This window comes from Pseudomonas sp. App30 (assembly GCF_047947025.1).
Taxonomy (GTDB): domain Bacteria; phylum Pseudomonadota; class Gammaproteobacteria; order Pseudomonadales; family Pseudomonadaceae; genus Aquipseudomonas.
In genome coordinates this window covers 3,388,073-3,407,060 of the sequence record NZ_CP133165.1, presented here as the reverse complement: position 1 = coordinate 3,407,060, position 18,988 = coordinate 3,388,073, and the positions used below count along the sequence as shown (strand labels likewise).

Here is an 18,988-nt window from a genome sequence, read left to right as displayed (position 1 = left end):
TACGGCATGAACCTGAAGCCTTGCGTGGGCCTGCTGCTGGTGCTGCTGGCCGGTTGCGATGTGCTGCCGCACAAGCCGGTGGTGGCCGACGAAAGCATGGTGGTGCCGCCGTTGCCGCCGCGCCTGGCCGATGGCGCGATCTTCCAGGTGCGCCGTGGCGCGCAGCCGCTGTTCGAGGACCGCCGGCCGCGCATGGTCGGCGACACCCTGACCATCACCCTTAACGAGCAGGTCAGTGCCAGCAAGAACTCGGCGTCCAACGCCGGGCGCACCGGCACGGTGGGGCTGAGCATGAAGGCCACCTCCAGCCGGGCGTCCCAGGAGGGCAGCTATGGCCTGGATGCCTCGGTGGACAATGACTTCACCGGCAGTGGCGGCTCCCAGGCCACCAACTCGTTCACCGGCACCATCGCCGTGGCGGTGATGGAAGTGATGCCCAACGGCAACCTGCGGGTGCGTGGCGAGAAACAGATCGCCATCAACCAGGGCACCGAGTACATCCGCTTCTCCGGGGTGGTGAACCCGCGCACCATCACCGGCGACAACACCGTGGCGTCCACCCAGGTGTCGGACGCGCGCATCGAGTACGTCGGCGACGGCTATATCAACGAAGCGCAGCGCATGGGTTGGCTGCACCGCTTCTTCCTCAACATTTCCCCGCTCTGAGGGCCGGTGCCATGGCTGACCTGATTCGCTCCACCTTCGCCCGCTGCCTGGCGGGCCTGCTGTTGCTGGGCCTGGGTACCATCGCCCAGGCCGAGCAGATCCGCGACATCGCCGAATTCGCCGGCGTGCGCCCCAACAGCCTGGTGGGCTATGGCCTGGTGGTGGGCCTGGACGGCAGCGGTGACCAGACCACCCAGAGCCCGTTCACCGAGCAGAGCCTCACCAACATGCTGTCGCAGTTGGGCCTGACCCTGCCGGCCAACGCCAACATGCAGATGCGCAACATCGCGGCGGTGATGCTGACCGCCACCTTGCCGCCGTTCGCGCGGCCGGGGCAGCAGATCGACGTGGTGGTGTCGTCCATCGGCAACGCCCGCAGCTTGCGCGGCGGCACCCTGCTGATGACGCCACTCAAGGGCGCCGACGGCGATGTCTACGCCATGGCCCAGGGCAACCTGCTGGTGGGCGGCGCGGGCGCTGCGGCCAACGGCAGCAGCGTCACCGTCAACCAGCTGGCCGGCGGGCGCATTCCCCGTGGCGCGGTGGTGGAGCGCGAGGTGCCGCTGCGCCTGGGTGGCAACGACGGCGTGTTGAGCCTGTATTTGAACGAAGCCGATTTCGCCACCACCGAGCGCGCGGTGTACGCGATCAACAGCGAATTCCGCCGCACCGTGGCCTCGGCCGTCAACGGTGGGGTGATCCAGCTGCAGGGGCCGTTGTCGCCCAATGAGCGGGTCAACTTCATGGCCCGGGTAGAAAGCGTGCAGGTGCTGCCGGCCGACGCCAGGCCCAAGGTCATCATCGACTCGCGCACCGGCTCGGTGGTGCTCAACAGCGCTGTGAAACTGGGGCGTGCGGCGGTGGCCCACGGCAACCTGTCGGTGGTCATCGACACCAACAACCAGGTCAGCCAGCCTGGTGCGCTCAGCCAGGGGCAGACCGCCGGCAGCGCCAACAGCAGCATCTCGATCCAGGAGCAGGGCGGCCTGCTGCACCTGGTGGAAGGCAGCGCCAACCTGATGGACGTGGTCAAGGGCCTCAACGCCCTGGGCGCCACGCCCCAGGACCTGATGGTGATACTGCAGGCGCTGAAGGCCGCGGGTTCGCTGCGCGCCGAGCTGGAGATCATCTGATGAGCCTGGCCAGCAGCACCGATGGCTTCGCCCTGGACATGCAGGGCCTGGCCAACCTGCGGCGCACCGCGGCGCAGGACCGCAACGCCGGGGCCCACGAGGCCAGCAAGCAGTTCGAGGCCATGTTCCTGCAGATGATGCTCAAGAGCATGCGCGCCGCCATTCCCAAGTCCGACCTGGACAACGACTCGCAGACCGCCATGTACACCGAGATGCTCGATGAGCAGTGGGCGCAGCACCTGGCTGGCAAGGGCCTGGGCCTGGCCGAGGTGCTGGACCGGCAACTGGGGGTCAGCAGTGGCCAGCGGGTGACGGCGCCGTCGGGCAGGGTCGGCAACGTGCAACAGGCGTTCGCCGCCTGGCAGCGCCGCGCGGTGGGCGATGTCGGCAGCCGTGCGGCCCATGTGCAGGACTTCGTCCAGCGCCTGGCCGGCCCGGCGCAGCAGGCGTCGCGCAGCAGCGGCATTCCCGCCGAGCTGATCGTCGCCCAGGCCGCGCTGGAAACCGACTGGGGCCGGCGCAAGATCCCCACCGCCAGCGGCGAGGACAGCCACAACCTGTTCGGCATCAAGGCCGGCGGGCGTTGGCGTGGGGCGACCACCGAGGTCATGACCAGCGAATTCGAGGACGGCCAGATGCGCAAGCAGGTGCAGAGCTTCCGCGCCTACGAAAGCGACGCCGCGGCGCTGGCGGACTACACCCAGCTGATCGGCAACACCGCCAGCTACGCCGGCGTGCGCAGCGCCCGCGACCCTTTGCAGGCAGCCCATGCGCTGCAGCAAGGCGGCTACGCCACCGACCCCGACTACGCCAGCAAGCTCATCGCCGTCATGGCCACCATCGGCCCGCTGCGCCAGCCCCTGCAAACCGCACGGCTGGAGTAAAGGTATCGAATGGACCTGTGGGAGCTGGCTTGCCAGCGAGCTTTTGGGGCCTCAAGAGCTCGCTGGCAAGCCAGCTCCCACACTGTTGAGCGCGGCAAAAAAACCCGGCTGATTTTTCAAGTTTTCGGGCAATCGGCCGATAACACGTGGCACGTCGTGCAGGAATTATTTATGAGCATCATTTCGATCGGTGTCAGCGGCCTGAACGCGGCACAAGTGGCCCTCAGCACCAGCAGCAACAACATCACCAACGTCTATACCGATGGCTACAACCTGGAGACTACCTCGCTTGCCGCGAGCTCCACGGGGGGCGTGGAGGTGACCAGTGTCGATCGTACGTTCGACCAGTTTATCGCGGCCCAGCTCAACGCGTCCACCAGCACCGAGAGCGCGCTCAGCACCTACTCGACGGAAGTCTCCCAGGTGGACGACCTGCTGGCCGACAGCACCTCGGACCTCGACACCCTGATGCAGGACTTCTTCTCCTCGGTGCAGACCATGAGCAGCGACGCCAGCGACTCGGCGGCGCGGGAAGAAGTGATCGGCTCGGCCGAGACCCTGGTGGCCCAGTTCAACTCCCTGGGCAGCTACCTGGACGACATGCAAAGCAGCGTCTCGTCGCAGATCACCGACCAGGTCGGCCAGGTCAACGACCTCACCGACCAGATCGCCACGCTCAACCAGCAGATCAGCGCCCTGGGCAGCAACTCGGACGCGGCCAACACCCTGATGGACCAGCGCGATTCCCTGGTGACCTCGCTCAGCGAGCTGGTGGACGTCGACCTCACCGTGCAGGACAACGGCAGCTACAGCATTTCCCTGAGCAACGGCCTGTCCCTGGTGTCCGGCTCCAACAGCTTCGAGCTGGCCGCCACCACCTCGTCCAGCGACCCTTCGCAGACCACCGTCAGCTACGTCGACGCCTCCGGCAACCAGACCGAACTGGACGAGTCGACCATCAGCGGCGGTTCCCTGGGCGGCTTGCTGACGTTCCGCAGCGAAACCCTGGACACCGCGCAGAACCAGCTGGGCCAGATGGCCGTGGCCCTGGCCAGCGCCTTCAACAGCCTGCAGACCAGCGGCACCGACCTCAACGGTGACACCGGCACGGCGTTCTTCTCGGTGGGCGACCCGGTGGTGTACAGCAACACCGGCAACACCGGCAGTGCCAGCCTCAGCGCCACGTTCTCCGATGACCTGGACAGCCTGACCACCAGCAATTACACCGTCAGCTACTCGGACGACGACGGCTACACCGTCACCGACGCCAGCACCGGCTCGGCCGTGGCGGCCACCTACGACGCCGACGCCGGCACCCTCAGCTTCGGCGGCCTGACCGTGACCATCAGCGGCACCGCCGATGATGGCGACAGCTTCCTGGTCAAGCCGCTGGCCAGCGCCGCCAGCACCCTGGACACCGAGATCGACGACCCGTCGCTGATTGCCGCCGGTTCGGGCGGCGGCGACAGCGACAACACCATCGCCCTGCAGATGCTCGACCTGCAGAACCAGGACCTGGTGGGCGGCAAGTCGACCCTGGCCGAGGCCTATGCCTCGCTGGTCAGCGAAGTGGGCAGCACCACCAGTTCCATCAGCACGCGGCTGGACAACCAGACCAGCGTCACCGACCAGTTGACCACGCTGCAGCAGTCCTCGTCGGGGGTGAACCTGGACGAAGAAGCCGCCGACCTGGTGCGCTACCAGGCCTACTACCAGGCCTGCGCGAAGATCGTCGAAGTGGGCTCTACCGTCCTCGACACCATTCTCGGCATGGACGCCTGACCAGGAGGCTTAGCGAATGCGCATTTCCACCCAGACCATCTTCAGCCAGGGCCTGAGCAACATGCTCACCCAGGAAGCCGCCTACCTGGACGCCAGCAACGAAGTCTCCAGCGGCAAGCGCGTGGTGAATCCATCGGACGACTCCTCGGCCGCCGCCCAGGCGGTGATCGTGCAGCAGAGTTCATCGCTCAACGACCAGTACGCCGCCTCGCGCACCTCGGTCACCACCTCGCTGTCCACCGAGGAAAGCGCCCTGGACAGCGTCAGCGACGCCATCACCAGCGCCAAGACGCTGCTGATCCAGGCCGGCGACGGCACCCTCAGCGACGAGGACCGGGCGTCCATCGCCACCTCGCTGCAGGGGGTGTACGACACCCTGGTGTCGCTGGCCAACACCACCGACAGCAGCGGCAACTACATCTTTTCCGGCTACCAGAGCCAGAGCCAGACCTTCGTCACCGACGAAGACGGCAACCTGACCTACCAGGGCGACGACAACGCGGTGATGCAGCAGGTCAGCGCCACCGAGACCCTGGCCAGCGGCGACACCGGCCAGACCGTGTTCCTCAGCGTCGGCAGCGCCGCCGGCTTCGTGGCCCAGGCCAGCGCCGACAACAGCGGCTCGGTGACCTTCGACGGTCCGGACATCACCGATACCAGCGACGCCAACTACGGCACTGGTTTCACGCTGACCTTCGCCGTGGACGACGAGGGCGTGGCCACCTACAGCGTCGACGGTGGCGACGCGGTGGCCTATGAGGCGGGCGACACCCTGGAAATCAACGGCCTGTCCCTGACCCTGGACGGCGAGCCGGCCGACGGCGATAGCATCAGCGTCAGCACCGCCAGCGACGCCGACCCGAACATCTTCACCACCCTGCAGAACATCATCACCGCGTTGAACACGCCGGTGGAGGATGACGCCGACCAGGCTGCGCTGAGCAACACCCTGTCCACCAGCAGCCGCGAACTGGACAACGCCCTGGACAACGTCCTGACGGTGCGCACCTCGGTGGGCACGCGCATGAACGAGATCGATGTGCTGGATACCGTCGGCGACGATGCCTCGTTGAACTACGCCACCAGCCTGTCGAACCTCACCGACGCCGACTACACCACCTCGGTGTCCAACTACACCGCGCTGCAAGTGGCGTTGCAGGCGGCGCAGCAGACCTTCTCCAGCGTGCAGGGCATGACCCTGTTCGACTACATCTGACGGGGCTCAGGCCGGCACGATCATGTTGCCGACCAGGGTCTGCAGGAAGTGCAGGGACTCATCCAGCAGTAGCTGGATGAAGTGCCCCAGGTGGCTGGTCAGCGCCATGATCAGCACCAGGCCGGTGCTCAGGGTGACCGGGAAACCCACGGCAAACACCGTGAGCTGCGGCGCCGCACGGTTGAGAATGCCCATGGCCAGGTTGATGATCAGCAGCGCCGCCACCATGGGCAACGCCAGCAGCAGGCCGGTGAGGAAAATGTGCCCGCCGTAGCGCGCCACCATCTCCCACGACGACGGGTCGAAATGCAGGTTGCCCACCGGCAGGCTCTGGAAGGTGCTGGCCAGCAGGCGCAGCACCAGCAGGTGGCCGTCCAGGGCGAGGAACATCAGCAGGGTGGTCATGCTCAGCAGCCGCGACAGCACCATGGTGTTGGTGTTGCTTTCCGCCGAATAGAAACTGGCGAACGCCAGGCCCATCTGCATGCCGCAGATCTCCCCGGCCATCTCCACCGCCGCCAGGGTCACGCGCATCACCATGCCCAGGCTGGCGCCGATCAGCAGCTGTTCGACGGCGATGCCCAGGCTTTCCCAGGACATGATCGGCACGTCGGGCATGGCCGGCAGCACCGGCGCGATCAGCACGCTGAGCAGCACCGCCAGGCCGGCTTTCACGGTGTTGGGAATGATGGTGTGGCCCAGCAGCGGGTCGGCCAGCATGAACGCAGCGATGCGGCACAGCGGCCAGAAGAACAGTGCCAGCCAGTGTTGCAACTGGCCCGGATCGAGCTCCAGCATCGGCCGTCAGCCCACCAGGTGGGGCAGGCCCACCAGCAGGTCGCGGGTGAAGTCGAGGATCATGTCCATCATCAATGGCCCGGCCAGCACCAGCACGGCACAGATGCCGACGATCTTGGGGATGAACGACAGGGTCGATTCGTTGATCTGCGTGGCGGCCTGGAACAGGCTGACCACCAGGCCCACGGCCAGGGTGGTGAGCAGCAGCGGGGCGGCCACGAACAGGCTGACGCGCATGCCCCTGTAGGCCAGGTCCATGACCATTTCCGGTGTCATCGTGGTGGGGCTCCGAAGGTGGGTGTCAGGTGTAGAAACTCTGCGCCAGGGAGCCCAGCAGCAGCTGCCAGCCGTCCACCAGCACGAACAGCATCAGCTTGAACGGCAGGGAAATGGTGGCCGGTGGCACCATCATCATGCCCAGCGCCATCAGCACGCTGGCGACGATCAGGTCGATGATCAGGAACGGCACGAAGATGCTGAAGCCGATCTGGAAGGCGGTCTTCAGCTCGCTGGTGACGAACGCCGGCATGAGTACGCGCATGGGCACCTGCTGCGGGCTGTCCAGGTCCTGCAGGTCGGCGATGCGCGCGTACATGGCCAGGTCGGTCTCGCGGGTCTGCTTGAGCATGAAGCCGCGGAACGGCTGGCTGCCCTTGTCGAGCATCTCCTCCAGGCCGATCTGGTTGCTGGAGAACGGCTGCCAGGCCGTGTCGTAGGCCTTGTTCAGCACCGGCGACATGACGAAGAAAGTCAGGAACAGCGCCAGGCCCAGCAGCACCTGGTTGGGCGGTGCCGAGGTGGTGCCGATGGCGGTGCGCAAAAGGCCCAGGACGATGATGATGCGGGTGAAGCCGGTCATCATCAGCAGCAGCGCCGGCAGGAACGCCATGGACGACAGCAGCATCAGCGTCTGCAGGCTCAGCGACCATTGCTGGCTGCCGTTGCCCATGGCCTGGCTAGTGAAGGCTTCCAGGCCCTGGGTGCCTTGGGCGAAGGCGCTGTCGATACAGGCGGGCAGCAGGCAGGCGGCCAGCAGCAGGGGGCGCAGGTTCATGGCTTGTCCGTCCCGCCCAGGCGTTGCTTCAGGGCCGCGGCCAGGCGCTCGGCGAACGCCGGTGCCAGGGCGGTGGGCGCCACTGCCGGCGCTTGCTCGGGGGCGGGCATCTCGCCCAGCGCGCTGATGTGCTGTGGGGTTACCCCCAGCACCAGCCAGCGTTCCTGCACCTGGACGATGACCACGCGCTCGCGCTGGCCCACCGACGTGCTGCTCACCAGTTGCAGGTGCGCGCCAGGGCGGGTGTGGCCCGGGCGCAGGCGCTTGGCCAGCCAGCCGCACAGCAGGATGCTGGCCACCACCACGGCGAAGGCCAGCGCGGTCTTGCCCAGCAGCGCCAGGCCCAGCAGGTTGTCGGGGGAGGACGAGCTGCTCATCGGTTGAGTTTCTGCACCCGCTCGGACGGGGTGATGATCTCGGTGATGCGGATGCCGTACTTCTCGTCCACAACGACCACTTCGCCCTGGGCGATCAGGTAGCCGTTGATGAGGATGTCCATGGGCTCGCCGGCCAGGCCGTCCAGCGCCAGCACCGAGCCCTGGGCCAGTTCCAGCAGCTGCTTGATGGTGACCCGGGTGCGGCCCAGCTCGACGCTGAGCTTGACCGGGATGTCCATGATCATTTCCAGGTCGCGGCTCACTGCGCCGCCGCCCTGGCCAGCCAGCGGCCGGAACATCTTGCTGGCGGCTGGCGCCGGGGCATCCACGGGCGCGGCTTCCTGCTCGGCGAGGGCCTCGGCCCACGGGTCGTCGAGGCCGGCGTCGTCGCCCTGTTCAGCCATGGCGCTGGCCCATTCGTCTTCCAGCGACGGTTCGTCCGCCGGGTTGTCCTGGGGGGTATTCGGGTCAGTCATGGGCGGAGTCCTTGGCTGGGGGCACGGGGCCTTTCACGAAGCTGGCCGCTTCGGGGCCGGCGGGGGAGTGGTCGATCAGGTCTTTCACCAGCAGGGCGCACAGGCCGTCCTGGCTGCCGTATTCACAGGTCATCACCGGCACGCCGTCGACCTTGGCGACGATGGTGTCGGGCAGCTCGATGGGCAGCACGTCGCCCACCTGCAGGGCCATGACCTGGCCGATGCTGGTGTCCAGCTCGGTGAAGTCGGCCACCAGCTCGATGTGCGACTGGGTGATCTCGCCGGCCATCTTGCGGCTCCAGGCGCGCTCGGCGTCCGGGTCGCTGTCGGTCAGCGGGCCGTTGAGCAGCTGGCGCAGCGGCTCGATCATCAAGTAGGGAATGACGATGTTGAAATCGCTGGAGAGGTTGCCCACCTCCAGGTGGAAGGTGGTGTTGACCACGATCTCGTTGGGCGAGCTGGTGATGTTGGCGAACTTGGCCTGCATTTCCGAACGCAGGTATTCGATTTCCAGCGGGTACACCGAGCTCCAGGCGTCCTGGTAGGCGCTGATGGCCAGGCTCAGCAGGCGGCGGATGATGCGCTGCTCGGTGCGGGTGAACTCGCGGCCTTCGGACTTGGCCAGGAAGCGCCCGTCGCCGCCGAACAGGTTGTCCACCACCATGAACACCAGGTTGGGCGGAAACACCGTCAGCACGATGCCGCGCAGCGGTTTCATCGCCAGCAGGTTGATGTTGGTGGGCACCGGCACGTGGCGGGAAAAGTCGCTGAAGCTCTGGTAGCGCACGCTGTCCACGGTGATGTCGGCGCTGCGGCGGATCAGGTTGAACAGGCCCATGCGGAAATAGCGGGCGAAGCGTTCATTGATGATATCCAGCGCATGCAGCCGCTCGCGGATCACCCGATGCTGGGTGGCCGGGTCATAGGGGCGGATATGAGCGTCCCAGCTGGTGGCATCGCCATCGGCGGGGTGTTCGTCCTCGCCACTGACGCCCTTGAGCAGGGTATCGATCTCTTCCTGCGACAACAGGTCTTCTAGGGCCATGGGCTATTGCACGATGAAGTCGGTGTAAAGGACGTCGAGTATGGAAAGCTCGGGTTGGGGTGTAGCCAGGGGCCGCTTGACCAGCTCCAGCACCTTGGCGGCCAGGGCGCTCTTGCCTTGGCTGGTCATCAGCGCGGTGCTGTCCTGTTCGCCCAGCAGCTTGAACAGCTGGCTGCGGATTTGCGGCACGTAGGGTTGCAGGAACGCCTGGGTAGCCTTGTCGCCCACGGTGATGCTGAAGCCGATGTACAGCAGGCGCTGCTCGTGCTGGGGGTTCTGCAGGTTCACGGTCAGCGGCGGGATGGTCACCAGCTCCGGCGCCGCAGGCGGCTGGGCAGCCGGCGCGGTAGCGGTTTCCATGCGGGTCACGTAGTACCAGGTACCGGCGACGCTGGCCGCGGCCAGCACCACAACGCAGAGGATCATCAGCAGCCAGGGGGTCTTGCGGGTCGTGCTCATCCGGTGTCTTCGTAGGTCTGATCAGACAAGCCGCGAGTATGAACACCGGGGCCTGCGGACCATGGCCGGATAAGGGCAGGCAATGCCCCGTATCTTCGGGTTTTGATCCTGTCTGGAATCGTCGGCGGCCCAATCGCGACCAAGGTCGGCTCCTACCACGATCGGCGTAGGAGCCGACCTTGGTCGCGATGCAGGCGCCACGTTGCTTCAGGTGTAGAGGTCGATGCGGGTCAGCAATGGGGTCGCGATTGGTTCGCTGGGTTCTTCTTCGGCTGCGGTTGCACCCGACGACGGGACATACGGCGCCTGCTGGTCCCGCGCCTGGCGCGACGGCTGGTCGCTGACCGAGGTGTCGCCCAGGGTGATGCCCTGGGCGGCCAGGGCTTCGCGCAGCTGTGGCAACGCCTGTTCCACGGCGCTGCGCACCGCCGGGTGGGCGCAGACGAACTGTGCCTGGGTGCCGCTGGTGTCCTGCTTGAGGCTGATGGACAGCGGGCCGAGGTCGGCCGGGTGCAGTTGCAGGTCGACCTGGTGCTTGCCGCGCTGGTGCAGGTTGAGGACTTGCTGGCTGAGGCCCGACTGCCATTGCGAGCTGCCGACGGCAGCAGTCAGGCTGGGGTTGTTGGTGTTGACCTGCGCGGTGTCGCTGCTCACCGCTGGGCTGGCGGTGGGTGTCCAGGCGCTCAGGGCATCAATGGGCGGTGGGCTGGAGCTGTCGCTGTCGGTGGCGGTGTTGTCGTCCTGGGTCGGGGCGGGCGTCACGGCTGCGGTGGTATCGGTGGGTACGGCGGCGACGGGCGGGGTTTCGTCTTCGCTGACGGCAGGCTCGGTTTTCGGCTCAGTGGTCTTCACGCCGGGCAGGGCGGTGCTGCGCTGGGTCACCAGGGGCGTGGTCTGTGCTGCGGTGTCGGCAACCTCAGGGGTGGTCACGACCGGCGCGGGCATAGGCGCGGGTGCAGCGTAGGCCTGTACCGTGCTGGGGTCCGGAGTGCCGGCGGTGTCGATCAGGTGCATTCGGTCGCGGATATGCTGCAGCTGCGTATCCACGCTGTCGTCGGTATCAGGGGTGGCTTGAGTGTCGGCTGGCTCGGCGGGCGCAGGCGGCACTTCGATGTCTGCGGTTTCCTCTTGCGTCACGACCGGCTGTGGCTTGGCCACTGCGATCGCCGGTGCCGCCACGGGAGCCGTTGGTTCGGACACTGGCTCGGGAGCCGGTTCAGGCAATTCCGGCAAAGGCTCGGTCGGCAGCTCGACGTCGGCTGTTTCGAGCGGAACAGGTTCGGTCAAGACGGGTGGCGTCTCCACGGCCGCCTCTACTGCTACGGGCGCGGTTTGTACTGGCTCCGCCTGCACCTGGACGGCGGCGTCCAGCGCCTGGGCGAAGACGCTGCCGTCGGTGTCGGCCGCCGGGGCCTGGGTGGCGCTGGCGGTTGCCGGGCTGGCCAGCAATGCGGTGATGTCCATGGTGCCTCTCAAGTGCGGGAAAAGGTGCCGGGCTGCTGGCGCATCCGGGCCCCGAGTTCGTCGTCCAGGCGCTGCTCGCGGCGGCCGGCGGTCAGTTGCAGCTGTGCCGCGCGGCGTTGCAGCAGGGTGTCGTAGGCGTGCGCCTTGCGCCATTCGGCCTGCCAGGCCAGCTGGCACTTGTCGATCTCGGCCTGCTGCTTGGCCATGCTCGCGCGCGCGCGGTCCATGGCGGTGTCCAGGGAGGTCAGGAAGGCGCGGTAGTTGGCCAGCCCGGACGGGCTCATGCCTTCCTTGTGCAGCTTGTGCTGCAGGCCCTGGCGGTATTCCTGCTGGTACTGCTGCAGGGTCTTGAGCTGGGCGGCCAGCTGGCGCAGTTGCTGGCGGTGCTGGGCCAGGGTGCGGGCCGCGGCATCCTGGGCCTTGTGCGCCAGTTCAGACAGCAGGTCGAGGGACGAAGTCATGCGGGGGTCTCGTCATTTGCCCGGGAACAGCTGGTTGAGGGCCTGGAGCGTGGCGTCCAGGGTGGTCTGTTCCTGGATGCGCTGTTGCAGGAAGCGCTCCAGGTGTGGGTTGAGCTGCACCGCGCGGTCCAGCAGCACGTCGTGGCCGGGGGCGTAGGCGCCGACGGTGATCAGGTCGCGGTTGCGCTGGAACTTGCTCAACACCTGCTTGAACTGCTGGGCCTTGCGCTGCTGGCTGTCGCTGACGATGGCGGTCATGGCGCGGCTGATCGACGCCTCGATGTCGATGGCCGGGTAATGCCCGGCTTCGGCCAGGGTGCGCGACAGCACGATGTGGCCATCGAGAATCGCCCGCGCCGAGTCGGCAATCGGGTCCTGCTGGTCGTCGCCTTCGCTGAGCACCGTGTAGAACGCGGTGATCGAGCCGCCGCCGGGCGGGCCGTTGCCGGCGCGTTCCACCAGTTTCGGCAGCTTGGCGAACACCGACGGTGGGTAACCCTTGGTGGCCGGCGGCTCGCCGATGGCCAGGGCGATCTCGCGCTGGGCCATGGCGTAGCGGGTCAGCGAGTCCATGATCAGCAGCACGTCCAGGCCCTGGTCGCGGAAGTCCTCGGCCACGCGGGTGGCGTAGGCGGCGCCCTGCAGGCGTTGCAGCGGCGAGGTGTCGGCGGGCGCGGCAACCACCACGGCGCGGCGCAGGCCCTCTTCGCCAAGGATGTTGTCGATGAAGTCCTGCACCTCGCGGCCACGCTCGCCGATCAGGCCCACCACGATGACGTCGGCGCGGGTGTAGCGGGCCATCATGCCCAGCAGCACCGACTTGCCCACCCCGGAGCCGGCGAACAGGCCCAGGCGCTGGCCGCGGCCGACGCTGAGCAGGGCGTTGATGGCGCGAATGCCGACGTCGATCTGGCGGTCGATGGGCGCGCGCTTGAGCGGGTTCAGCGGCGGCGTGGCGAGCGGGCTGCGGCGCACGTCGGCCAACGCGCCCTTGCCGTCCAGCGGCTCGCCGCGGCTGTCCAGCACCCGGCCCATCAGCGCCGGGCCCAGCGGGAACTGGCGGCTGGCGGCGCCGCCGGTCTCGCGCTCGTCCAGCGGCAGTACGCGGGCGCCGGGTTGCAGGTCGCCGATCTCTTCCAAGGGCATCAGGTACAGGGTGTCGCTGGCGAAGCCCACCACCTGCGCCTCGGCGTACTCGCCGGCCTGGGTCTCGATGCGGCAGGCGCCGCCCAGGGGAATGCTCAGGCCCACGGCTTCCAGCACCAGGCCGGTGGCGCGCACGATGCGCCCGCTGTGCACGTAGCGCGGCGCCTGGCCCAGGGCCAGGCGCTGGGCGTCGAAGTGCTGCTGCCAGCGCGTGGTGATGGGGTTGGCCGGGGTCATGACGTGGCGGCCGGCAGGTTGTCGTGCAGGCGGCTGCGGATGCCGGCCCAGGCGGTTTCCAGGGTGGCGTCGAGTTCGCCGCTGGCGCTGCTCACCCGGCAACCGCCACGGGCCAGCCCGGCGTCGGCCAGCAGGCTCCAGCCGGCGGCTTCCAGCGGCTCGCCGAGGGCTTCGCGCACCAGTGGCAGGTCGTCCGGGTGCAGCCACAGTCGCGGCTTGCCGGCCAGCGCCGGCTCGTGTTGCAGCAGCGCCTGCACGGTGTGGATCACCTGCTCGGGATGCGCCTGCAACGCCTGGCCGGCGATCTGCCGGGCAGCGGCCAGGGCCACCTCGGTGAGCTGGGTCAGCAGTTGCCCGTCGAGCTGGCGCAGGGCCTGGTCGAAGTTGTCGCACAGGGTCTGCAGCGGTGCCAGGGTGGCGTGGATCTGTTCCTGCAGCGCGGCCTCGCCGGCCAGCCGGCCCTGCTCCAGGCCCTGGGCATAGCCCTCGGCCTGACCGGCGCTGAAACCGGCCTCGTGGCCCTGGCGCCGGGCTTCCTCGCGCACCTGGTCGCGCCGCGCCTGCAGCTCCAGCTTGCGCTGGAAGGCATGCTTGCGCTGGGCTTCGGCCTGGGCCTCGTCCAACTCCAGGGCAGGCGGCGCTTCGCTGGGCAGCACGGCCATGCGCCAGGGCTGCCATTGCCCGGGCGCGTCGGGCCAGGCCTGGTCGTCAGACATAAGAGTCGTCCCCGTTGCCGGTCACGATGACGCCGTTGTCGGCCAGGCGGCGCACCACCTGCAAGATGGCTTTCTGCTCGGCCTCCACTTGGGACATGCGCGTCGGCCCGCGGGCCTCCATGTCTTCGCGGAACAGCTGCGCGGCCCGCTGCGACATGTTCATCAGGAACTTGTCCAGCAGCGCCGTCGGCGCACCCTTGAGGGCGATGGACAGCGAGTTGGTCTCCACTTCCTGGAGGATGGTCTGGATGCCGCGGTCGTCGATGTCCAGCAGGTTCTCGAACAGGAACATCTCGTCGAGGATCTTCTGCGTCAGGTCTTCGTTGTGCGCGCGCAGGGTCTGGATGGCCGACTCTTCCAGGGTCGAGTTCATCAGGTTGAGAATCTCGGCCACGGTGCGCACGCCGCCCATCTTGCTGCGCTTGAGGTTCTGGCCGTCGAGCATGCCGCCCAGCACTTCGGTCAGCTCCTGCAGCGCCACCGGTTGCACGCCGCTGAAGGTGGCGATGCGCAGGATGATGTCGTTGCGCTGGCGCTCCTCGAACAGTTCGAGAATGTCCGAGGCCTGGTGGCGGTCCAGGTGCACGAGGATGGTGGCGATAATCTGCGGGTGTTCCTCGCGGATCATCTCGGCCACCAGCGAGGCCTCCATCAGGTTCAGCTTGTCGATGCCCGAGCCGCCGTCGTTGGCCTCCAGGATATCGTCGATCAGGCTGGCGGCGCGCTCGCTGCCCAGGGCCTTGGTCAGCACCGCACGAATGTGGTCGCTGGACTGGATGTTGATGGCCGCGTACTGCTCGGTTTCCTCGATGAACTCTTCGAGCACCTTGCGCATTTCGTCGTGGGACACCTGGCTCAGGCGCGCCATCTCCATGCTGATGCTTTCCACGTCCTGGCTGGGCAGCAGCTTGAACACTTCGGCGGCCTCGTCGGCCTCCAGCGACAGCAGCAGGATGGCGCTGCGGCGGGTAGCGGTCATTTTACTTGTCATCTTTTTTCATCCAGCCCCTGATGATCATGGCGATCAGGCGTGGGTCTTCCACGGAGATCTCGCGCAGGCGTTTCATGTTCTGCTCGTAGCCCTGGGCCTTGCGCTGGCCGGCCGGCATTTCCACGGTCTCGCCGCTGGCGGTGACGATGGTCGGCGGTGCCTCGGCTTCCTGGGCGGCCTTCAGGGCCTGGGCGTGGCGCTTGTTCATCGGGCGCAGCACCATCAGCCACAGCAGCAGGGCGATCAGGGCCACCAGCAGGTAGCGCGACAGGCTCATGGCCAGGCCGTAGAACTCTGGCGTGCGCCACCAGGCCAGTTCCGGGCCGCTGGTGTCTTCGCTGGCGAACGGGCTGTTGATCACTTTCAATTCATCGCCGCGCGCTTCGGTGAAGCCCATGGCCTGGCGCACCAGGCTGTCGATGTTGGCCAGTTCTTCCTTGCTCAGGGGTTCCTGGGCCGGCTTGCCGTCCTTCTCGGTGGCGCGGTAGTTGATGACCACGGCGGTGGTCAGGCGCGTGACTTCGCCCTGGGCCTGCTTGACGTGCTCGACGCTGTGGTCGACCTCGTAGTTGGTCATGCGCTCGCTGTGCAGGGTCTTGCTGCGTGCCGAGGCGCTGGTGTCGCTGTCGTCGTTGGCGGCCTGGCTGCCTTCGCCCGGTTTCGCCGGCGCGGTGGCGCGGGTCGCCGGTGGCTGGTTGGGCGGGGTGTTGGTCAGCGCGCCGGGCACGCCGCGGGCGGCCGAATCGCTGCCGGCCAGGCTTTCGTTGACCTGCTTGCTGCGTACCGCGGCGTGATCGGGCGACTGGTTGGGCTCGTAGTGTTCGGCGGTGCTCTCGCGGCTGTCGAAGTCGACCTTGGCCACCACTTGCGCGTGCACGTTCTGGCGGCCCAGCAGCGGCGCGAGGATGTCCTCGATGCGGCGCTGGTAGGAGCGTTCGATGTCGCGCACGTAGGTCAGCTGGGTGCCATCCAGGCCGTTGCTGTCGCTGGGGTTCTGCGACAGCAGGCGGCCGCTCTGGTCGACGATGGTGACGCCGTCGATGCTCAGGTCGGCGACGCTGGAAGACACCAGGTGGGCGATGGCGTTGGCCTGGCTCTGGCCCAGCTCGCGGCCGGGCTGCAGGTTGAGCATCACCGAGGCGCGGGCCGGTTCGCGTTCACGCACGAACACCGACTGGCGCGCCATCACCAGGTGCACCCGGGCGCTGGCGATCGGCCCCAGGGACTCGATGGTGCGCGCCAGTTCGCCTTCCAGGCCGCGCTGGTAGTTGAGCTGTTCGGCGAACTGGCTGACGCCGAAGGCCTGCTTGTCCATCAGCTCGAAACCGACGTTGCCGCCCTTGGGCAGCCCCTGTTCGGCCAACTGCAGGCGCAGTGCGTTCATCTGCGCGGCCGGCACCAGGATGGCGTGGCCACCTTCGCTGAGGCGGTAGGGGATCTGGCGCTTCTCCAGCTCGCTGATCACCTGGCCACCGTCGGCCTCGCCGAGGTTGGAGAACAGCACGCGGTATTCAGGCTCGCGCGCCCACAGGGCCAGCACCACCAGCAGGGCCACGGCGGCCGCGCCGGCCAGTACCAAGGGCAGCGGTTGCCCGCGCAGGCGCGCCAGCAACGGTTCGAAGACGCCGGTCTTGTTCTTGGCGGGGGTGACTTTGGCGGAGCCTTTCCCTTGGGCCGCGTTACTCACACGCACCTCGCAGGCGAGGGTAGGGGCGGTACAAAAGACATTGCTCGTTCCGGTGTCGAAAGTGGTCGAGAAGCCTCGCCGCAGTGGTGCGGCGGAGCAGCCTGTTGCCAGCGCTGGCAGGTATCGCAGGGCGGCTATTATCTCGACCCGCCCCGGATCTAAAGGACGGAAAAGCCAGCGCTTTTGTAGCCAATTGGTTGCTTGTGAGAGACGGCCACCTTGTTAACCTTTGGTGCTATCACCTTGCCTTCTTTTCTGTCTGGACAAGTTCTTGCCATGAATACATCCGCAATTGCCGCCGCCCTGCAGCAACTCAACCTGATGGCCAACGAGTCCCAAGGCGCAAGTTCTGTTCTGTCGAGCAGCGCCGCCGGTGGTGGCTTCGGCGGCGAACTGCAGGCCTCGCTCAAGCGCATCAACCAGCTGCAGAACACCGCCGTGCAGCGCTCCAACGCCTTTCAGGCCGGCAGCCCGGACGTTTCGCTCAATGACGTGATGGTGGATATGCAGAAAGCCTCGGTGAGCCTGCAGATGGGCGTGCAGATGCGTAACCGCCTGGTGACGGCTTATAAAGATGTGATGGCCATGCAGGTTTGAACGAGGGAAATGTATCTGTCTGTACGTATGTCGATACGTTCGAGTGTTTGAAGGTCGTGATGAAAAAAAATTCAGGAATGAACTAAGGGTGTACTCGGGTGGATACCCGGAGGGCTCAGGTGTGTAACTGGCTTATTACTTAGGTTGTAGCGACGAAAGTGCCGTCAACATGGGTCGTTGCAAGTCTGGAAGTTACAAAAAAAGCCTTTGTTTAAAAGGCGTTACTTAAAAAATAAATAGACATGTGTCGTTAAAGTTTTATATTCGGCTGCCGATTTCCTCTGCGTCATTGCGAATGTTTCATTCGTGATGGGGTGACTTTTGATTGGCCCTGCTTAATAGGCGCGGACCTGTGAGGACTATATGACGACGACCACTTCCACTTCTTCCTCTTCTGCTACCAGCGGAACCATTACCTCGTTGGGCGTGGGGTCGGGGCTGGATCTGGACTCGATTCTCGATAGCCTTGAAGAGGCCCAGGAAACCAGCCTGTTGACGCCGATCGAGAACGAAGAAGACGACATTAACGCCGAAATCACCGCGTATGGCACCTTGACCAGTTCCCTCACCAGCCTGCAGACGGCCATCGAGACGCTGACCGATCCCGACACCTACGATGCCCTGACCAGCAGCGTCAGCGGCACCGGCACGAGCGCGGCCGTCACCAGCGAGGCGGTGACCGGCACCTATTCGATCGTGGTCAGCCAGCTGGCCAGCGCGCAGAGCCTGGCCACCGATGGTGTCGCCGATTCTACAACAGCCCTGGGCACCGGTACCCTGACTATTACAGTGGGTGACGACGAAAGCTTCAGCATCGACCTGACGTCGAGCAACAACACCCTGGAAGGTATCCGCGACGCCATCAATGACGCCGGCGGCTCGGTAACTGCCTCCATCGTCAACGACGGCAGCGACACCCCGTACCGCCTGGTGCTGACCTCCAACGACACCGGCACCGACTCGGAAATGACCGTGACCTTCGACGGCACGGGCGATGCCGCCGACCTGTTCGGCTACAGCGCCGACAGCGACAGCAACGCCATGACCGAGACCGTGGCCGCCGCCGATGCGCTGCTGACCGTGAACGGCCTGAGCGTCACCAGCCAGAGCAACACGGTGGAGGAGGCCCTGCAGGGCGTGACCCTGAGCCTGACCGACACAGGCACCTCGACCCTGACGGTGAAGCGCGACACCGACTCGATCATCGATGCCATCAACGATTTCGTCGACGCCTACAACTCGTACGCCTCGACCATGGACACGCTGACGTCCTACGACGCCGACGACGACACCGCCGGCACCCTGCTGGGTGACTCCACCACGCGCCGCGTGGACAGCACCCTGAGCAAGGACCTGTACAACTCGATCTCCAACAGCACCTTCAGCTACCTGTCGCAGCTGGGGATCAGCCTGGGCGTGGACGGCACCCTGAGCATCGACGACGACACGCTGGAAGACGCGGTGACCAATAACCTCAGCGACGTCACCGACTTTTTCGTGGGCACCGATGACAGCGAGGGCTTCGCCACCCAGATGGCCGCCGACCTGGATACCTTCCTGGACGAGGACGACGGCTCGATCGTCTCGGTGGTCAACGACCTGAACGACCAGCTCGACGACCTGGAAGAGAAGTACGAAGACAAGCAGGACTACATCGACAGTGTGATGGACCGCTATACCGAGCAATTCACGGCCCTGGACACACTGATTTCCGAGCTTGATTCGACAGCGGACTACCTCACTACCCAGTTCGATGCGTTGAGCAGTGATGATTAATCCTCGATAGATGGGAGTGAGGT

General features: G+C 66.3%; 20 protein-coding genes. 7 read left to right on the top strand and 13 right to left on the bottom strand.

What is annotated here, in order from left to right; translation table 11 throughout:
• The first annotated feature begins 6 nt into the window (after window positions 1-6).
• The 5 genes from RAM80_RS15900 (at window position 7) to flgL (ending at window position 5,681) form a co-directional block, all read left to right on the top strand.
• Entirely contained in the window at window positions 7-666 is a 660-nt protein-coding gene (locus tag RAM80_RS15900; RefSeq protein WP_416421451.1) for a flagellar basal body L-ring protein FlgH, read from the top strand.
• Window positions 667-677: 11 nt separating this feature from the next.
• Window positions 678-1,799 (top strand): flagellar basal body P-ring protein FlgI, encoded by a 1,122-nt coding sequence (locus RAM80_RS15895; RefSeq protein ID WP_416421450.1) that lies wholly within the window; start codon window positions 678-680, stop codon window positions 1,797-1,799.
• Complete coding sequence (gene flgJ / locus RAM80_RS15890) at window positions 1,799-2,683, top strand: flagellar assembly peptidoglycan hydrolase FlgJ (protein ID WP_416421449.1); 885 nt, start codon at window positions 1,799-1,801, stop codon at window positions 2,681-2,683. The genes RAM80_RS15895 and flgJ overlap by 1 nt, the downstream gene beginning before the upstream one ends.
• Window positions 2,684-2,854: 171 nt before the next feature.
• The gene (gene flgK / locus RAM80_RS15885; protein ID WP_416421448.1) at window positions 2,855-4,465 is read left to right on the top strand and encodes a flagellar hook-associated protein FlgK; all 1,611 of its coding nucleotides are present in this window, start codon (window positions 2,855-2,857) and stop codon (window positions 4,463-4,465) included.
• A gap of 16 nt (window positions 4,466-4,481) precedes the next feature.
• On the top strand, window positions 4,482-5,681 hold the full coding sequence (gene flgL, locus RAM80_RS15880; protein WP_416421447.1) for a flagellar hook-associated protein FlgL: 1,200 nt from the start codon (window positions 4,482-4,484) through the stop codon (window positions 5,679-5,681).
• 6 nt (window positions 5,682-5,687) lie between these two features.
• Here flgL and fliR read toward each other — a convergent pair whose 3' ends face one another.
• The 13 genes from fliR to fliF all read right to left on the bottom strand — a co-directional run bounded on the left by fliR (window position 5,688) and on the right by fliF (window position 16,592).
• Window positions 5,688-6,479 carry a flagellar biosynthetic protein FliR gene (fliR, locus tag RAM80_RS15875; RefSeq protein WP_416421446.1) on the bottom strand — a complete coding sequence of 264 codons (792 nt, stop codon included), beginning with the start codon at window positions 6,477-6,479 and terminating at the stop codon, window positions 5,688-5,690.
• A 6-nt stretch (window positions 6,480-6,485) separates the two neighbouring features.
• Window positions 6,486-6,755, bottom strand: coding sequence for a flagellar biosynthesis protein FliQ (fliQ, locus tag RAM80_RS15870; RefSeq protein WP_416421445.1), 270 nt, complete (start codon window positions 6,753-6,755; stop codon window positions 6,486-6,488).
• A 25-nt stretch (window positions 6,756-6,780) separates the two neighbouring features.
• Window positions 6,781-7,428 (bottom strand): flagellar type III secretion system pore protein FliP, encoded by a 648-nt coding sequence (fliP, locus tag RAM80_RS15865; protein WP_416427494.1) that lies wholly within the window; start codon window positions 7,426-7,428, stop codon window positions 6,781-6,783.
• Between the two features lie 101 nt (window positions 7,429-7,529).
• Window positions 7,530-7,910 carry a flagellar biosynthetic protein FliO gene (gene fliO, locus RAM80_RS15860; RefSeq protein WP_416421444.1) on the bottom strand — a complete coding sequence of 127 codons (381 nt, stop codon included), beginning with the start codon at window positions 7,908-7,910 and terminating at the stop codon, window positions 7,530-7,532.
• On the bottom strand, window positions 7,907-8,386 hold the full coding sequence (gene fliN / locus RAM80_RS15855) for a flagellar motor switch protein FliN (protein WP_416421443.1): 480 nt from the start codon (window positions 8,384-8,386) through the stop codon (window positions 7,907-7,909). Before fliN ends, fliO begins: the two co-directional genes overlap by 4 nt.
• On the bottom strand, window positions 8,379-9,431 hold the full coding sequence (gene fliM / locus RAM80_RS15850; protein WP_416421442.1) for a flagellar motor switch protein FliM: 1,053 nt from the start codon (window positions 9,429-9,431) through the stop codon (window positions 8,379-8,381). The genes fliN and fliM overlap by 8 nt, the downstream gene beginning before the upstream one ends.
• A 3-nt stretch (window positions 9,432-9,434) precedes the next feature.
• A complete protein-coding gene (locus tag RAM80_RS15845; RefSeq protein WP_416421441.1) occupies window positions 9,435-9,890 on the bottom strand; it encodes a flagellar basal body-associated FliL family protein in 456 nt (151 codons plus the stop codon).
• Window positions 9,891-10,097: 207 nt separating this feature from the next.
• Window positions 10,098-11,354 (bottom strand): flagellar hook-length control protein FliK, encoded by a 1,257-nt coding sequence (locus RAM80_RS15840; protein WP_416421440.1) that lies wholly within the window; start codon window positions 11,352-11,354, stop codon window positions 10,098-10,100.
• A gap of 8 nt (window positions 11,355-11,362) precedes the next feature.
• Entirely contained in the window at window positions 11,363-11,815 is a 453-nt protein-coding gene (fliJ, locus tag RAM80_RS15835) for a flagellar export protein FliJ (protein ID WP_416421439.1), read from the bottom strand.
• A 12-nt stretch (window positions 11,816-11,827) separates the two neighbouring features.
• The gene (fliI, locus tag RAM80_RS15830) at window positions 11,828-13,198 is read right to left on the bottom strand and encodes a flagellar protein export ATPase FliI (RefSeq protein ID WP_416421438.1); all 1,371 of its coding nucleotides are present in this window, start codon (window positions 13,196-13,198) and stop codon (window positions 11,828-11,830) included.
• On the bottom strand, window positions 13,195-13,914 hold the full coding sequence (locus RAM80_RS15825) for a flagellar assembly protein FliH (protein WP_416421437.1): 720 nt from the start codon (window positions 13,912-13,914) through the stop codon (window positions 13,195-13,197). Before RAM80_RS15825 ends, fliI begins: the two co-directional genes overlap by 4 nt.
• Window positions 13,907-14,893, bottom strand: coding sequence for a flagellar motor switch protein FliG (gene fliG / locus RAM80_RS15820; RefSeq protein WP_416421436.1), 987 nt, complete (start codon window positions 14,891-14,893; stop codon window positions 13,907-13,909). The genes RAM80_RS15825 and fliG overlap by 8 nt, the downstream gene beginning before the upstream one ends.
• A 1-nt stretch (window position 14,894) precedes the next feature.
• Window positions 14,895-16,592 carry a flagellar basal-body MS-ring/collar protein FliF gene (gene fliF / locus RAM80_RS15815; protein WP_416421435.1) on the bottom strand — a complete coding sequence of 566 codons (1,698 nt, stop codon included), beginning with the start codon at window positions 16,590-16,592 and terminating at the stop codon, window positions 14,895-14,897.
• Window positions 16,593-16,868: 276 nt separating this feature from the next.
• Between fliF and fliE the strand changes: the two genes are divergently transcribed.
• Together fliE and fliD are read left to right on the top strand one after the other, a co-directional pair.
• Entirely contained in the window at window positions 16,869-17,189 is a 321-nt protein-coding gene (gene fliE, locus RAM80_RS15810) for a flagellar hook-basal body complex protein FliE (protein WP_416421434.1), read from the top strand.
• Window positions 17,190-17,552: 363 nt separating this feature from the next.
• The gene (gene fliD / locus RAM80_RS15805; RefSeq protein ID WP_416421433.1) at window positions 17,553-18,965 is read left to right on the top strand and encodes a flagellar filament capping protein FliD; all 1,413 of its coding nucleotides are present in this window, start codon (window positions 17,553-17,555) and stop codon (window positions 18,963-18,965) included.
• Window positions 18,966-18,988 lie beyond the last annotated feature (23 nt).

Excerpts from the sequence above, each read along its gene's own strand:
- RAM80_RS15900 (WP_416421451.1), top strand. The coding sequence starts at position 7 with ATGAACCTGAAGCCTTGCGTGGGCCTGCTGCTGGTGCTGCTGGCCGGT.
- fliD (WP_416421433.1), top strand. The coding sequence starts at position 17,553 with ATGACGACGACCACTTCCACTTCTTCCTCTTCTGCTACCAGCGGAACC.
- fliO (WP_416421444.1), bottom strand. The coding sequence starts at position 7,910 with ATGAGCAGCTCGTCCTCCCCCGACAACCTGCTGGGCCTGGCGCTGCTG.
- RAM80_RS15845 (WP_416421441.1), bottom strand. The coding sequence starts at position 9,890 with ATGAGCACGACCCGCAAGACCCCCTGGCTGCTGATGATCCTCTGCGTT.
- fliE (WP_416421434.1), top strand. The coding sequence starts at position 16,869 with ATGAATACATCCGCAATTGCCGCCGCCCTGCAGCAACTCAACCTGATG.
- fliJ (WP_416421439.1), bottom strand. The coding sequence starts at position 11,815 with ATGACTTCGTCCCTCGACCTGCTGTCTGAACTGGCGCACAAGGCCCAG.
- RAM80_RS15895 (WP_416421450.1), top strand. The coding sequence starts at position 678 with ATGGCTGACCTGATTCGCTCCACCTTCGCCCGCTGCCTGGCGGGCCTG.
- flgJ (WP_416421449.1), top strand. The coding sequence starts at position 1,799 with ATGAGCCTGGCCAGCAGCACCGATGGCTTCGCCCTGGACATGCAGGGC.
- flgL (WP_416421447.1), top strand. The coding sequence starts at position 4,482 with ATGCGCATTTCCACCCAGACCATCTTCAGCCAGGGCCTGAGCAACATG.
- fliI (WP_416421438.1), bottom strand. The coding sequence starts at position 13,198 with ATGACCCCGGCCAACCCCATCACCACGCGCTGGCAGCAGCACTTCGAC.
- fliG (WP_416421436.1), bottom strand. The coding sequence starts at position 14,893 with ATGACCGCTACCCGCCGCAGCGCCATCCTGCTGCTGTCGCTGGAGGCC.
- flgK (WP_416421448.1), top strand. The coding sequence starts at position 2,855 with ATGAGCATCATTTCGATCGGTGTCAGCGGCCTGAACGCGGCACAAGTG.
- fliP (WP_416427494.1), bottom strand. The coding sequence starts at position 7,428 with ATGGGCAACGGCAGCCAGCAATGGTCGCTGAGCCTGCAGACGCTGATG.
- RAM80_RS15840 (WP_416421440.1), bottom strand. The coding sequence starts at position 11,354 with ATGGACATCACCGCATTGCTGGCCAGCCCGGCAACCGCCAGCGCCACC.
- fliQ (WP_416421445.1), bottom strand. The coding sequence starts at position 6,755 with ATGACACCGGAAATGGTCATGGACCTGGCCTACAGGGGCATGCGCGTC.
- RAM80_RS15825 (WP_416421437.1), bottom strand. The coding sequence starts at position 13,914 with ATGTCTGACGACCAGGCCTGGCCCGACGCGCCCGGGCAATGGCAGCCC.
- fliN (WP_416421443.1), bottom strand. The coding sequence starts at position 8,386 with ATGACTGACCCGAATACCCCCCAGGACAACCCGGCGGACGAACCGTCG.
- fliR (WP_416421446.1), bottom strand. The coding sequence starts at position 6,479 with ATGCTGGAGCTCGATCCGGGCCAGTTGCAACACTGGCTGGCACTGTTC.
- fliM (WP_416421442.1), bottom strand. The coding sequence starts at position 9,431 with ATGGCCCTAGAAGACCTGTTGTCGCAGGAAGAGATCGATACCCTGCTC.